At 61.8% G+C, this 15,061-nt stretch carries 8 protein-coding genes and 1 pseudogene; 2 read left to right on the top strand and 7 right to left on the bottom strand.

The window, feature by feature from the left end; translation table 11 throughout:
* Positions 1-168: 168 nt before the first annotated feature.
* From V5B59_RS15800 to V5B59_RS15780, 5 genes and pseudogenes are all read right to left on the bottom strand, one after another.
* The gene (locus tag V5B59_RS15800) at positions 169-825 is read right to left on the bottom strand and encodes a DUF47 domain-containing protein (RefSeq protein WP_169070345.1); all 657 of its coding nucleotides are present in this window, start codon (positions 823-825) and stop codon (positions 169-171) included.
* A gap of 2 nt (positions 826-827) precedes the next feature.
* Positions 828-1,868, bottom strand: coding sequence for an inorganic phosphate transporter (locus V5B59_RS15795; protein ID WP_169070346.1), 1,041 nt, complete (start codon positions 1,866-1,868; stop codon positions 828-830).
* 583 nt (positions 1,869-2,451) lie between these two features.
* Positions 2,452-3,882: a sigma-54-dependent transcriptional regulator gene (locus V5B59_RS15790; protein WP_169070347.1), complete on the bottom strand. Its 1,431-nt coding sequence runs from the start codon at positions 3,880-3,882 to the stop codon at positions 2,452-2,454.
* Positions 3,883-6,486: an ATP-binding protein gene (locus tag V5B59_RS15785; protein WP_169070348.1), complete on the bottom strand. Its 2,604-nt coding sequence runs from the start codon at positions 6,484-6,486 to the stop codon at positions 3,883-3,885.
* 141 nt (positions 6,487-6,627) lie between these two features.
* Positions 6,628-7,785 (bottom strand): annotated as a pseudogene (locus tag V5B59_RS15780) (FAD-dependent oxidoreductase); the annotation flags it as partial.
* A 242-nt stretch (positions 7,786-8,027) separates the two neighbouring features.
* Between V5B59_RS15780 and V5B59_RS15775 the strand changes: the two are divergent.
* On the top strand, positions 8,028-9,179 hold the full coding sequence (locus tag V5B59_RS15775) for an HlyD family secretion protein (RefSeq protein ID WP_169070350.1): 1,152 nt from the start codon (positions 8,028-8,030) through the stop codon (positions 9,177-9,179).
* Positions 9,180-9,197: 18 nt separating this feature from the next.
* Here V5B59_RS15775 and V5B59_RS15770 read toward each other — a convergent pair whose 3' ends face one another.
* Together V5B59_RS15770 and V5B59_RS15765 are read right to left on the bottom strand one after the other, a co-directional pair.
* The gene (locus V5B59_RS15770) at positions 9,198-12,797 is read right to left on the bottom strand and encodes a PAS domain S-box protein (protein WP_332352024.1); all 3,600 of its coding nucleotides are present in this window, start codon (positions 12,795-12,797) and stop codon (positions 9,198-9,200) included.
* Between the two features lie 18 nt (positions 12,798-12,815).
* Positions 12,816-14,009: an ABC transporter substrate-binding protein gene (locus tag V5B59_RS15765; RefSeq protein ID WP_308240103.1), complete on the bottom strand. Its 1,194-nt coding sequence runs from the start codon at positions 14,007-14,009 to the stop codon at positions 12,816-12,818.
* Positions 14,010-14,191: 182 nt separating this feature from the next.
* On the opposite strand from V5B59_RS15765, the gene V5B59_RS15760 reads away from it, so the two are divergent.
* Positions 14,192-15,049: a DMT family transporter gene (locus V5B59_RS15760; RefSeq protein WP_169070354.1), complete on the top strand. Its 858-nt coding sequence runs from the start codon at positions 14,192-14,194 to the stop codon at positions 15,047-15,049.
* Positions 15,050-15,061 lie beyond the last annotated feature (12 nt).

Here is a 15,061-nt window from a genome sequence, read left to right as displayed (position 1 = left end):
GGGATGAATCGTGCGTCAGGAGGATCGGCGGCAAATCGCAAGTGGCCGCGGCATGCTGCGCGGCGGGCAAAGCGCCCGAGTGGAATGCGTAGCCGGAGATACAGACGGGGAAAGGGCCTTGCGGCCGATTCCCCGTGCTTGCTTACCCGACTGCGCGGGAAGGAAGTTTCAGCAGAGCTTGACGACGATGTCCAGCAGTGTGCTGTTGCAGACGTTCAGGCGGTCTGCTGCACCCAGCAGTTGATTGTAGATTTCCTTGCGGCGGAAGATGTGGTGAAAATCGTTGTCGTTGAACAACTCGGCGAGGGCGCGCCGGTGGGTGCGGGTCAATTTCCGGACCGCCTGGTCGGATTTGTCCGCGTCGGCGCGGCCCAGTTTGGGATCGCTGCCCAGACGGCCATAGCCTGCAGCCACCGCCTCGGCCCCTTCCTTGAGGTACACGGCCATTTCCAGGCAGTATTTGTCGGCCTTCAAGGCCAGGACATTCGTGTCCATCTCGGCAACGACGGTCTTGCAGCTATTGATGATTTCATCGAGGTTGATGATCGCCCGGTGCAGGTCCTCGCGGTCGATCGGTGTCGAGAACGCTTCGTTGAGCAGCGTCAGATTGCGAATCTTGAGGCGATCTCCCTCGTGTTCGGCATCGATCACCCTTTTGGCGACTTCCGGCGTGCCGGAGCCCATGTATTCGACCAGCAGACCGGCGCTAAGGCCGACCTGCGCGCTTTGCTCGGCCAGCAGGGCGAAGAAATTCGGTACTCTGGGAAAGACCCGATGCAGGATGCGGCGAGTGAAGGAGGGTGATGCAGTACTTGCGTTCGACATGATTAGACCTTTCCGAGAAAGAGATTGACAAGAGCGAATGTCTGAATGGCAACCAGTGCCGAGCCGGGGATGGTGATGACCCAGGTAATGGCGATGTCCTTGGCCTTCTTCCAGCGCACGGCTTTCGGCCGCTCCGAGGAACCGATGCCCATGATCGAGGTGCCGACGACGTGGGTGGTCGAGACCGGCGCACCGATCGCCGACGCGGTCAGGATCACCAGGGCCGAGGTCAGTTGTGAGCTGAGCGCGTGGATCGGGCGAACGCGGTAAATCGCGAAACCAAGGGTGCGGACGATCCGCCAGCCGCCAGAGAGAATCCCCAGGGTAATCGCGATGGCGCAGGCCAGCATGACCCAGAAGGGTACTTCAAAGGTTGGAATGAAACCTCCCAGCAGCAACGCCAGCGTCAGCATGCCCATGCTTTTCTGCGCGTCGTTGGCGCCGTGCGAAAAAGCGAGACCGGCGGCGGTGACGAACTGTGCATAACGCAGGCCGGTATTGGCTGAAGGCTTGGCGGCGAACAGGAGGATGTTCATCAGTCGCAGGATCAGGAAACCGACCCAGAAACCGAGCAGCGGTGACACGATCAGGCTGGCCAGCACCTTGACGATGCCGGTCACCTGCCCGTGCATCAATTGCGAGAAACCCCAGACGACATTGTCCACGCCGGCGGAAACGACGACCGCGCCGATCAGCCCGCCGACCAGTGCGTGCGAAGAGGACGACGGGATGCCGAAATACCAGGTGGCGAGATTCCAGACGATGGCGCCAACCAGACCGCTGATCAGGATGGCCAGCGAAAGAACGGCCTGCACGTCACCGAGGGTGACGAACTTGCCGATGGTGTTGGCGACCGCCGTTCCACCCAGCAGAGGCCCGAGGAACTCGAAAGTGCCGACGATGATCACTGCCTGCACGGGGGTCATCGCGCGCGACGCGATGATCGTCGCCACGATGTTGGCAGCGTCATGAAAGCCGTTGGTATAGTCGAAAAAGAGGACGATGGCTACAGTCAGAATCGTCAGAATCAGTAATGTGCTCATGAAGCGGCCCTGTGGTGGTGGTCGTGGGTTGATGCGCGGCGGTCAGACATCCGGGTGTGCAACGTGCGCTGTAGTGGGATCCGACTGGTGAGGTGTCTGTATGCGTGTTCGCGTGCGATTGATTCCCCTTGCATGAATGAAGTGCTTCTGTGATCACCGAGAAGCAGCCGTGGTCGCGCCCAGTGAGCGCTCATCCTGCTGTCGTAAGCATTATTCATGCCAAAACGGACCTGTTCTGACCAGAATCCAGAAAAACAGAGGCTTGCTGGATGCTTTCGGTCCTGTCCCGGGATCTCTTGGGGGTGTAACAAAACGCACCGAGAATTCCGTGAAGGTTCTTTTTAGGAACATTAAACGATTGATTACAATCGATTAATTACACTTCAACAGGCATTGTCAAAATGTCGAGACGTAACACCCAGGAAGGAAGAACGAAACGACACCCGGCCGAGTCAGCCGCAGGCTGCTGGAGTCCATGTGAAAATCGCGTCAGCGACTCACGAATCCTGCCCTGAGCCTTGTCGAAGGGCTTCCTCTCTCGCAAGCGGAAGAGCGCCGGGGGAAAGGAACAGCTTTCGCCGCTTCAGGATTCGGGTGGCAGTGCTCGCCGTGCCAGGCGTCGGTTGAGCGCCGGTCGGGATAGCCCGAGTAGCGTCGCGGCGACGCCCTGATTGCCCTTGGCGCGTTTGAGCGCTTCCCGGACCATCGCCTCTTCCACTTCGTCGAGGGTGGGAAAGCGTCCCGGAATCAGGATCGGCAGGCCATCGGACGGATCCGCCACGGCATCGTCGGCGCCCGTCTTCTGCTGTTTCTGGATCGCCTGTCGGAAGCTGTCCATGGCCAGCACCGCACCACCACGATGCAAGGCCATGGCATTGAATACCATCGCCCGTAATTCGCGCACGTTGCCGGGAAAGTGATAGTTGGCAAGCAGGGTCAGGAGTTCGTTCGATGGCTCCGGGGCTGGCTTGTGGATGGCCGCCGCAGCCTCGTCGAGAAAGTGCTGCAGCAACAGCGGGATGTCTTCCTTGTGCTGGCGCAGCGGCGGCACCTCGACCTGGTGCACCGACAGGCGGAAATAGAGATCCGAACGAAAGTGATTCTGGCGCATCATCTGCGCCAGTTTGCAGTTGGTCGCACAGACGACGCGTGCGTCACTGGGGCGGGCCACATCCGATCCCAGCGGGAAGTACATGTGCTCCTGCAACAGACGCAACAGTTTGACCTGCGAAGCCATCGACAGATCGCCGATCTCGTCGAGGAACAGCGTGCCACCGGCAGCCTGGGCGATCAGCCCGGCACGTGACTGGTCGGCGCCGGTGAAAGCGCCTTTCTTGTGACCGAACAGGGTATCCGAAAAGAGCGTGTCGTCGAGGCCGGCGACATTGACCTGCACGAACTGCCCGCTCAGGCCGCTGAGTTTGTGCAAGGCCTGCGCGAACATCTCCTTGCCGGCACCCGTCTCGCCGGAGATCAGCACCGGCTCGGCAGAAACGGCAACTGCTTCGAGGTACTGAAAGAGCGACCGCATCTTGCGGCTGTTGGTGATGATGCCGGCAAAGGCCTCGTTGTTCTGCAGGCAGTCCGACAGGAGGTAACGCTTCAGCACCCCCATCTGCCGCCGCAGCGAGTGCACTTCGAGGGCATGGCGGACGCTCGCCACCAGACGACTTTCCTCGACCGGTTTGACGAGGTAGTCGAACGCCCCTTCCTTCATGCTGCGCACGGCGGTTTCGACATCCTGAGCAGCGGTCATGACGATCACCGGCACTTCCGGGTAGAGGTGGACGATGTCCGGCAGCAGCTTGGTACCACTGATATGCGGCATCATCAGGTCGAGCAGCACGGCGCTTGCCGGCTGCTGCCCGAGCATCGACAGCAGTTCCCGGCTGTCGCTGACCATCTGGATGTTGGCGACGCCGGCGCTGTGCAGCACGGCTGCGCTGGCGTGCAGAACCGACTCCTCGTCATCGACGAGAAAAACGGGCAGACTGGCAAATGACTTTTCCTTCATTCACTCCTCCGTGCTGACCGGCAGGTCGATGCTGACCGTGGTGCCAGGATTGTGGTTGGCTTCGAAACGCAGTATGCCGCCGTGTTTTTCGACGATCGACGACGAAATCGACAGGCCCAGTCCGGTACCGCCGCTTTCGGCCTTGGTGGTGAAGAAGGGCTCGCCGATCTGCGCCATCACCTCTTCGGCGATGCCTTTTCCCTGATCCTCGACCTGGATGATCACCCGATTTCCGGCATGATCCGCCCGTGCCGAAACCTTGACCGAGCGGCTGCGATCGGGCAAGGATTCAAGGGCGTTGACGATCACATTGATGAACACCTGCTCGAGTTGCTGCACATTGCCTCTGACCGTCGGCAGCGCTGCCGGCAAGTCCAGCGTAAAGGCATCGGTATGCTTGCGGATACGGGTATCGAGCAGGGTCACCACGGCAGGGAGGATTTTCCCGATGTCGGCGAGTTCGTTCATGTGCCCGCGATCCTGTTTGCCGAGGTGCTTCAGGTTGTCGACGATCTTCTGAATCCGTTTGGCGTTCTCGCCAATGTCGCGCATACCGCGCGAGATGGTCTGTCGCGCCTGCTCGAAACTCAAGCCGGCGAGCAGGAAGCTGCCCTGCTCCTGTTCATACTCGTTGAGGATCGGCAAGGCATCCTGCCAGATGCGGGCCAATAGCGGAGCATTCGCCAGAATGGCATGATTGGGATTGTTGATTTCATGGGCGATACCTGCCGAGAGCACTCCGAGGGAAGCCAGACGCGCGCTGCGGATGGCCTGCCACTGCAGCTTGCGGTTCTCGGTAATGTCGGTAATCACCACCATTGCCGCCATCACCGTAGTCGCTACAGTCGCCGAGCTGATCGGCACCATGCGGATTTCCCACCAGGTGGCGTCACTGGAGTTGTACTGGAAATGCTCGATGCGTCCGCTCGCAAAAACCTGCTGCAGTTTCTGCAGGTAGCCCTCCCGGACCTCCGGCGGCAGGATCAGCTCCGATCGTTTCTCGCCGGCACCGCCGACCGGATACGGCAATGGCCGATTGGTGAGCAGGATCCTGGCCTCGCCATCGACCGTAAAGATCAGGTCGGGCGAATGATTGAACAACGTGCGCAACTTCGCTTCCGAGTCACGTAGCGCATCCTCGGCCAGCTTGTGCTCGGTAATGTCTTCGAGAAAGCCGACGATGCGGCTCAGCGGGCTGCCCGCTTCGCGTACCGGGAAGCCACAGACCCGCAACCAGCGCAGGTCCCGCTCTCCACGCAAGACGGGCAGAACGACGGTAAAACGCCCACCTTCGGCCTGCAACTGGCCGATCGCCTCGACCAGCGTGCGCCGAGCGTCGGCTTCGAAGACGTCGAGCAGCAGCGATGGCGCCGCACCATCGAGGCTATCGAGCATCGCCTCACGACCCGCGAGCTGTCTGAAAGCCGGGCCGATATACTCGAGCCGCGTCACATCGGCATTGGTCGCCCAGAATACAACATCGACGGTTTCGGCCAACTGGCGAAACAGCTCCTCGCGTTCGTAGATGGTCAGCGTCAACTGGATGCGATTCTCCAGTTCACGACGGCTGCGCACCAGGTAGAAAGCGAGTAGCGCGGTGAACAGGAAGCCACCGACGAGAACCGACCAGTGCGCCTCGGTGAATGCCTCGGCACTACGAAAGGTATGGGTGGCGACGCAGATGATCGACCAGCTACGGTCGCCGACGGGAATCCCGACCACCATGCTTGGCTGGTCCTCGTCGTACGCCGGCATCAGACCACTCGCCTTGACTGCCGCACGCGGCTCCAGGCGGCTGGCATAAAAATGCAGGAACTGCGCGTCTCCACCAGCCGAGTCGTCACGTACCAGCACCTCGACACCACGCGGCTCGAGGAGGTTGATCGCGACATGCACGAGTTCCTCGATGTCGTAGACGCCCACCACGAATCCGAGCGGATCGGCCTGCTTGCGAGCAAAGGGTAGGGCACCAGGATGACGGGAGTGGCCTGGCGCATAGACCGGCAGGGCAGCGTAGATCACCCGTACCGTTTCCCTGCCCGGCCGCACGAGGTCGATGCGACCGCTGACCGCGATGTTGCCGCTTTCCCTTGCCCGCTGCAGCAATGCCGCAAGTTCAGGCGTCGTGTTCAGATCGACCCCCTGGGCAGCCGCAGGTTCGCTACGGGCAGCGGCAAGAAGCACTGGCACGCGCTGCGGCCCGGCGATCGCCAGATCATCGGCATTCGCCGTGGCGGAGCTTGCCGGCGGCGTGCCTGGTGCTGATCCTGGCAGCGCCTGCTGTGGCGAGTGCAGCAGCGGTGCCCACAGCAGGCTATGGATATAGGGGCGGCGTTTAAGGATGGAATCGGTGAATACCAGGAACTCCTGCTCGTCGATTCCCTGCGCAGCATAGAACAGTCCGCGAATCTCCAGCAACGCGTCCAGCCCCTGGTCGACCACCGAGCGCACGGCCTGAATGCGGTCGCCGGCCGCCCACTGGAATTCCTTGAGATGGCTGGTCTGCAACTCCTGGCGGACATTCCACGATGACAGGCAGGTCATCAGGATGCCACCAATCGCCACGGCATAGGTAGCGGCATATCTTCGCAAGTTGTCGAACATCGGCGGCGATCAACGGGTCACTGTAGAGGGCGGTGCGGGAGCAAGCCTCCGCTTCGCCACGAGGCTCGCGAGCTTAGCAGAAAGCACCGCCGACAAGAACAAAGAGTCCAGGCGCGCGCATCAAGCTGGCCAGGTCTTCGCCGGCAGATCGGCAAAACTGGCCATGAAGCGACGGTCGATCCAGTCTTTCCAGCGCCATACCCAGGCACCTTGCGCAGACGCCGCGCCGCGCGAGGCGATCGCGTAGCGGTCCCCGGTGCTGATCAGTGCAAGCCAGTGGCGTTGCGGTCGGTAGGCGAGCAAGGGCTGCTGCAGAAGCGAACGGCGCAGATTCTCGGCGAGCGGCCGACCCTGGCGAACCGCGAAGACGCCGGCCTTCTCGAGCGGGTGATCGATCATCGCCGCGCAATCGCCGGCCGCAAAGATCAGCGGATCGCTGAGCGTCTGCAAGGTGTCGGCAACCTGGATGAAACCGCCGCTGTCGAGCGCCAGCCCGGTGTCCCGCAGCCAGGCGGCGGCGCCGGCTTGCGTCACCCAGAACACTTCGTCGGTCGCCAGCGTCTCGCCGCTGCGGGTGCTGATCTGCCCGCGCGACACCGAACCGACTTCGGCCGCGCGATGCACGACAACGCCCCGCTCGGCCAGGACTGCCTCGAAACGCTGCCGCACGCGGGCATTGTGGGTGCGCAGGATGTCGTGATCGGCGGACAGGAGATGAAAGTGCAGATCGTCGGGGTCGCGCCCGCGCAGCTGGAGTTCACGGCGCAGGCGATACTGCATCGCCAGGGTCAGTTCGACGCCGCCGGCGCCAGCGCCGACGACAGCGATGGTGCTTGGCCCCGGTTGTCGGCAAACCCGCTCCAGCATGGCCAGCCAGCGCTCGTTGAAACGCCGGATCGGCTTGACCGGGATGGCGTACTCGTCGGCGCCGGCGACACGGTCCATGGCTGGCGCGGAGCCGATGTTGATCGACAGGCGGTCATAGCCAAGCGGTGGGTGATTGCGGCACAACACCCGGCGGTTTTCCCGATCGATGCCGATCACCTCGTCTTGGTAATAGCGGGCGCCGGCAAACGCGGCCAGACGACGCAGGTCGATATGCACCTCTTCGTAGCGGTAGTGGCCGGCGACATAGCCCGGCAACATTCCGGAATAGGGCGTGTGCGTATCGGTACAGATCACCGTCAGGCGCAAGCCGGGCAGCCCCTGCATGCCGAATCGCTTGAGCACCCCGACATGGCTATGCCCGCCGCCGACCAGCACCATGTCTCCGAGATCCGCCTGTCCGCTGCTCTGCATGCCGAAAATCCGTCCTCGATCAATCCACCGTACAAACGCAGCCCGCTCGTTCACAGCGCAGGTCGCGTCAGCGACGCACGAATTGTATCCCGCCGGCGCCGAGAATCTCTGGAACCAGCCTCTCGTCTGCTGGGCTCGACAGGCGGACGGCCGGGGTCGTCGATCGCCAGCGAGTTACAATGGCGCTTGTTCCGACCGCCATGCCAGGGTGCAAGCCTCGACCGTATCAGGAATATCGGGTCATGAGTACCAATACACGTCGCATCGTTTTTTTCCTTGTCATTGCTGTTCTCGCCATTCTCTCGGGACTCTATGCCTGGCAGCAATCCAGGCCGGCGGCGTTGCCCGCAGGTTTCGTGGCCGGAAACGGGCGCATCGAGTCCACCGAAATCGACATCGCGACCAGGTCTGCCGGGCGTGTCAAGGAGATCCTGTGCAGGGAAGGCGACTTTGTCGAGGCAGGGCAGATCGTCGCCCGCATGGACACGCAGACGCTGGAAGCTGAACTCCATCAGTTGCAGGCGAAGGTGAAGCAGGCAGAGAGTGCAAGTTCCGCATCAATCGCCTCGCAAAAGCTCGATGCCAAGGCCGGTGCGATCGCGCTGGTCGAACAAAGACGTCAGGCAAAAACCACTGCTCTGGCTGCAGTTGCCCAGTCCGAGAGTGAAGTCGCCTTTGCCGAGAGCGAGTTGCAGCGCTCCGAAGAACTGGTGGCCAAGGGTTTCATTACCGCCCAGCGGCTGCAAGGCGACAAGACCAAACTGGAGATCGCCAGGGCCAGCCTGGACGCAGCCCGATCGAAAGTGGCCGAAGCACAGGCAGCGATCGCCGCCGCTCAATCGCCAGCGCTGGAGACACAGCCGGCGATTGCAGCTTACGAATCGCAGGTGAGCGAGTCCGAGTCATCGATCGAAGCGGCCATCGCGGCCACAGAGAAAATCAAGGCCGACATGGCCGATGCCACCCTCAGGTCGCCACGCGCTGGCCGGGTCCAGTACCGAACGGCAGAGCCGGGAGAAGTGCTGCCTGCTGGCGGAAAACTGCTGACCATCGTCGACTTGAGCGATGTCGGTATGACTTTCTTCCTGCCCGAGAGCGTCGCCGGCAAGCTGGCGATTGGCTCCGAGGTCAGACTGGTTCTCGATGCCGTGCCGCAATATGTGATCCCCGCGAAGGTGTCGTTTGTCGACAGCACGGCGCAATTCACCCCCAAGGCGGTCGAGACCACGAGCGAGCGTCGGAAGTTGGTGTTCCGGAGCAAGGCGCAGATTGATCCCGAACTGCTCCGGAAATACCGGACGCAGGTCAAGACCGGGCTCCCTGGAGTGGCCTACGTTCGTCTCGAAGCCACGCTACCCTGGCCACAGGATTTGCAGGTGAAGTTGCCGCAATGAGCGTAGCGCCATCGCCGGTCACGCAGGCGTCGTACGCTCCGGGGCGGTCAGGGGCAGGGTCAGCGTAAAGCTTGCCCCGCAAGCGGGCGAACTGGCGACCTCGATCGTCCCGCCGAGAACGCCGGTCACCAGGTTGTAGACGATATATAAGCCCAGGCCGCTGCCACCCTGCCCCAGGCGAGTGGTAAAAAACGGTTCGAAGATGCGGTTGAGCGTGTCGGTGGTGATCCCCACGCCATTGTCGAGATAGCGAAAGAGCACCTGCTTCTCGCCCAGGGCCTGTGCATGCAGTTCGATACGCCCCTGATCGATGCCCACAAAGCCGTGTGTCAGCGAGTTGGCAACCAGGTTGGCAATGACTTGCTCGAGTGGCCCAGGGTAACTGTCCATTGCCAGCCCGTCCGGGATGTCCACTTCGATCCGGTGCTGTGTGTGCTTGAAGGTCAACCGCAGGGTGACCAGCATCTCCTCGATGATCTGGTGCAGATCGAACGAGCGCCGACGGGTGCTGCTCTGGTCTACTGCAACCTGCTTGAAGTGCCCGATCAGATCAGCGGCACGAGCGCTGTTGCGCTCCAGGAGGTCGACGGCTTCGCGACCCCGGGATAGAAACTCGTCCATTTGCGATCGGCGCAGCGTGCTGGTGGCGAAAGCGGCGGCGAATTCGCGCAATTGCGTGGCGAGCAGACTGGCGATGAGGCGCGTGTTGCCCAGGGGAGTGTTCAGTTCGTGCGCAACGCCGGCGACCAGATGGCCGAGTGCTGCCAGCTTTTCCGACTGGACGAGTTGCATCATCGCCCGTCGCAACTCGGCCGTTCGCTCTGCGACCAGTTCCTCGAGATGATCACGGTGCCGCTGCAACTCCTCCTCGGCACGCTTGCGCTCGGTGACATCGAAGATCAGTGACAACAATACCTTTTCCTCGCCAAGACGCAAGGTTTCCGCTGCATAGAGTGCCTCTCGGATATCACCCGTCCTGTTCCGGAAACGCATGGGTGTTTCCGGGAAAAAGCCATCCCTGCGAAGTTTCTCGATCATCCGTTCGCGCGCTCCCGGATCGACCCAGACCCCGAGTTCCTTGGCAGTATGCCCGATCAATTCTTCGCGACCATAGTCCAGCATGCGCTCGAATTTCACGTTGACGTCGATGAAGCGGCTGCTTCCGATTTCCGAAATGCACATCGGCGCCGGACTCAGGTGGAAGGCCTTGGCAAAGCGTTCTTCGCTTTCCCGCAATGCAGCCTCGGCGCGTCTACGCTCGGTGATGTCCAATCCGACACTGAAGATTTCCTGCACCTGGCCTTGAGCATCGCAGATCGCCTTGTTGGTCCAGGCAATCCACACCCGCTCGCCGTTGCGGCACATGTTCTGGTTGCTGTGATGTGCGAACTGCCCAGGGTCACGAACGAGTTCCTGGACGATCGCCCGCAGATCGGTCCCGTCTTCGGTGCACGGCGGGACGATCGTCCCGACCACATGCTGGCCCAGCAGTTCTTCCTCCGGGTAGCCAAAGAACTTCAGGCCGAACTCGTTGATGAAGGTGATCACCCCCTGCGCATTCAGGCGCACGATGATGATGTTGGCGTTCTCGACGAGTTCGCGGTATTTGTGCTCGCTCTCCAGCAGTGCCTGATCCACCTGCTTGCTCGCGGTAATGTCCTGGATCGTACCGATCATCTTGATCGCCACACCGTGCTCATCGAATTCGAGTTCCCCGAGCCCATGCATCCAGCGCTCCTGGCCGTCGCTGTGGCGGAGGATACGGTATTGCCGGTCGAAGCGATTGCCCTTGGCGAGGACGTGGTCGCCGAGATGCTCGAGCATCTCCTTTCTGTCTTCCGGGTGTACCAGGTCGATCCAGCCTGCGACGGTCTTCGGGAAGGAACCGTCAATGCCGAAGATCTGGTCGAGCTTCTCCGAACTGATCCAGGTACCTGTGTGTACGTCGAAATAATAGGAACCCAGGCCACCGACTTCCTGCGATCGTCTGAGAACAAACTCGCTCTCGCGAAGTGCCTTGTCGGCCTGGTCACGCTCGACCCGCACGCGCAGCACCGCGATGCCAAAAGCCAGATCGCCGGCCAGTTCACTCAACAGAACGACTTCATCGCGATCGAAGGCATGCGCTGTTGCCGAGTAGATGCTCAAGGCGCCGAGTGTTCTGGATTGGGCCAGCAGCGGTAACGCACACAGCGCGGCATAGCCGCGTTCGCCAACGGCCACAGATCCGGGCGCGAAGCTCGGATCACTGCCAATATCCTGGATCACGCAGGGTTGGCCGCTGTAAATGACTTTCTCATGAACTCCGCCCGCACGCTCACTGTCCGCCGAATCGATGTTCCACTCGTCGAGAAGACCCTCTTTGCGACTGGAGTGTGCTACCACCGGAGGAAGCGTACGGGCCTTGTCACCCTCGGAGTAAACCACATGGGCCATATGGTAGCCGCCGACTTCAACGATGATCCGGCAGACCGTGTTGACCAATTCGCTTTCGTCAGAGCTGCGGATCAGTACCTGATTGCAGTCGCTGATCATCCGCAATTGCCGGTTGCTCCGGCGCAGCGCTTCTTCGATCTGTTCTCGACGAGCGATATCGTCGATCAGGTGCGCCTGCGCGAGCTGGAGACTATCGAGCATCTTGTTGAACGACTTGGCCAGGCGTGCGGGCTCGTCAGCGCCAACCTCCGGCGCCCGCAGATCGAGCCGCTGCAGACTGACGATGCTGTCCGCCGTTTCGCTCAGGCTTGCCAGCGGCTCGACGATGCGTCCCGACACCCGCTTGCTGACCAGTAGAACCAGTAGCACGACGGCTCCGCCGACCAGCAAGTAGCCGGCAATCAGGTAACGCGTGGCGACAGAAACCGTCGCGGAATCGGTGTAGAGCTGCAGTTCGGCATGCAGAGGCCGAAAACTCTCGGGGAGATCCAGACGCCTGGAGGGCATGGGCGAGTCCGTACCACTGCGACATCCCGCGGGAATCGGTATCTCGCGTTCCCCCATCCGCAGCATCAGGCAGCCCCCTTGTCCCATGAGCACGCCGGCATCGCTGAGGAGCGATCCGTACTTGAGTACGGCGACCACGGCGCCTTCGATGCTTCCCGTCGGCGGAAACACGACGGGCGCGACATACAACAGCTGCTCCTGATGAGCCAGCTCTACCTGGGCATGCCCCCCCGCCAGCGCGGCCCCCAGGGCGCCAGAGTCCTGATGATCGAAGTGCAAGTCAGGGGCATTGGCGGCGATCGGCTTGCCCTCGAAATCAACGAGCCACAGCTCGCCATCCCAAGCGCCTGGAACGGTCTGATCGCGCAAGTAAGGAATCAGGTATTGATCGCGGCCCAGAGAATCGACCAGGCCGTTGCTGATGAACGCGTTGGCGGCCATCGCCTTGAGCATTCGATCGAGCGCGCGCACCTCGGATTCAATCTGCCGCGCGACGACTTCAGTCTGGAAGTCAAAGGCAATCCGGGCGTTTTCGGCGATCAGGCGCTGGGAAACCAGGAAGGACAGTGCGGCCAGAAAGATCGCAGCCGCCGATGCCAGCGCCCCCATCAACAGCGCCAGGCGCACAGCGAGGCTTGCCTGGGCGCGTTCGCGCAGCCTCGACAGGAAGTTCACGGTTGCCGCATTCGCCGGCTAACGACGCCCGCGCGCAACCGGGACGATGGCACCATCCGGTGCATAACGGGTCATGATCACGTCGGATTCGCTCAGCGCATCGTGGCGCCCGGCAGCAAAGGGGCGACGATAAGGCTTGATCAGTCCATCGTAGTCGCGCACCTCTTCGAGCGCCTGCCTTACCGCCAGCCGATCGGTCGTCCCGGCCTGGTTGATCGCTCGAGCCAGAATGTGGGTCAGATCGTAGGCATGGGCGAGCCCCGTCGGTGAAGCAATGGCACGCGCATCGGCAAAGCCGAAAAGACGGTTTGCAGCAGCCAGAACCTGGCGCGTGCGCGGCCGCTCATCGCCGATGAAACTGTAGGTCTGAACCATGACGAAGTCCACCTCGGGCAACACCGAGCCCGCAGTCTCGGACATCTGCCCACCCGACACCCCCCAATGGGACAAGACGGGAAGCCGATCGGCTTTCGGCAGGCTCGCCATTTCCTTCAGCAGGATCGTCGCTTCGCGGTCGTTCGCCACCAGCAGGATGGCCTTGGCTCCCAGGCGCTTGAGGTCGAGGTACTTGTCCAGCAGGCTCTGATCCTGCCAGTTGAACCAACGGACGCCGACCAGTTTGAGCTGTGGTCGAGCCTTCGCCGCATAATGTTCCGCCGCAGCCAGATTGCTTCGCCCCCAGGTCGTGTTGAGGGCCATCATTCCGAAAGTTTTGATCCCCTTGCTGCTGCCGTACTGGAGCAAGGCGGGCATGGCATGGCTGTCGCGAAGGGACAGCCGGAAAACATAGTTGGGCGAAAAGCCGTTGTCGGTGATGAGGTCGGCGGCGGCCCAGGGGTCCAGAAGAAGCAGCGGCAAGGCGTGCACGGTCTCCAGCGCCTCGATCACGGTCGGGCTGAATCGACCACAGAACACGGCCACCAGGTCCGATACCTGGGCGAGTTCCCTGAGGTTGCGGATACTGCGCGCGGGGACTGTCCCGTTATCCTTCTTGATCAGCTCGAGCGGTCGCCCCCCGAGAACGCCGCCGCTGCGGTTGATTTCGTCGATGGCGATCAGGATGCCCTGTTCGATCGCCTGCGCCGAGGTACTTCCTGGCCAGGAAAACTCTGCATCGAGACCAATCAGGACCGGCCCTTTTGTCGCCGCGACGCCCGCAGGAAGCGACGTCAGGATCAGCGTCCACAGCAACGAGAGCAGTGCCCAACGCACCAAGATCGTCTTGACCACCATTACCCCCTGGAACCAATGGGAAATCCGATGCCGCCGACAGGCAGTATATGCAGTCCAGTCAAGCGTGGTCAAGATCGAAAGCGTGCTCCATTCTGGCGAAAACGCCCGCTGCGGCAAGCTTGGGGTAGAATCCGTGGCTTCCTGTCTTGCGAAGCCTTGGCATGCAATCCCTCTGGATGATCCTGGCCAGCCTTTTCTTCGCCTGCATGGGAGTATGCGTCAAGCTGGCTGCGGCCACCCATTCTGCCGTGGAGATCGTTTTCTACCGCAGCCTCCTCTCGCTGATCCTGATGTATGCGCTGGTTCGTCTGCGCGGTGTGTCGCTGGCGACGCCGCACTGGCGCTGGCAGATCAGCCGCGGCCTCGTCGGCTTCTCGGCGCTGCTCGCCTACTTCTGGGCGATCACTCTGCTACCACTGGCGACCGCGGTGACGCTCAACTACACTTCGGCGATCTTTCTCGCCATCTACCTGGCGCTCGCCGGCCAGCGCCTGAGCGCCGGCATCTTCGGCGCCCTGCTACTCGGGCTGGTGGGTGTCGGCCTGCTGCTCAAACCCAGCCTGCACGCCGACCAACTGCTCGGCGGCCTGATTGGCCTGGGCTCAGGGGGGCTCGCCGGCATGGCCTATTTCAGTGTCCGCGAACTCGGTGCGCGTGGCGAGCCGGAGAGCCGCACGGTGTTCTATTTTTCATTGGTCTCGTCGGTGTGCAGCAGTTTCGGGCTGCTATTTTCCGAGATTCATCCGATCGAGCTGCAAAGCGGATCGCTGCTGTTCGGCGTGGCGGCTTTCGCCACTGCTGCCCAGTTGGCGATGACCCGCGCCTATGCTGGCGCGAAGCCATTGCTGGCAGCCACCCTGGCTTATAGTACGGTCATTTTTGCCAGTCTGTTCGGCATGCTCCTCTGGCATGAGGCGCACGATGCATGGTCCTGGCTGGCGATCGGCTTGATCGTATTGTCCGGTCTCGCGGCCACGCGTCTCTTGCCCGCCAGGCCGGAACGTTCGCCTGCACCCTGAACATGCAGCCGA

The organism is Candidatus Accumulibacter contiguus, from assembly GCF_036625285.1.
In the GTDB taxonomy this organism is placed as follows: domain Bacteria; phylum Pseudomonadota; class Gammaproteobacteria; order Burkholderiales; family Rhodocyclaceae; genus Accumulibacter; species Accumulibacter contiguus.
Note: the sequence above shows the minus strand (reverse complement) of the source record. Positions and strands in the feature narration are given on the sequence as shown.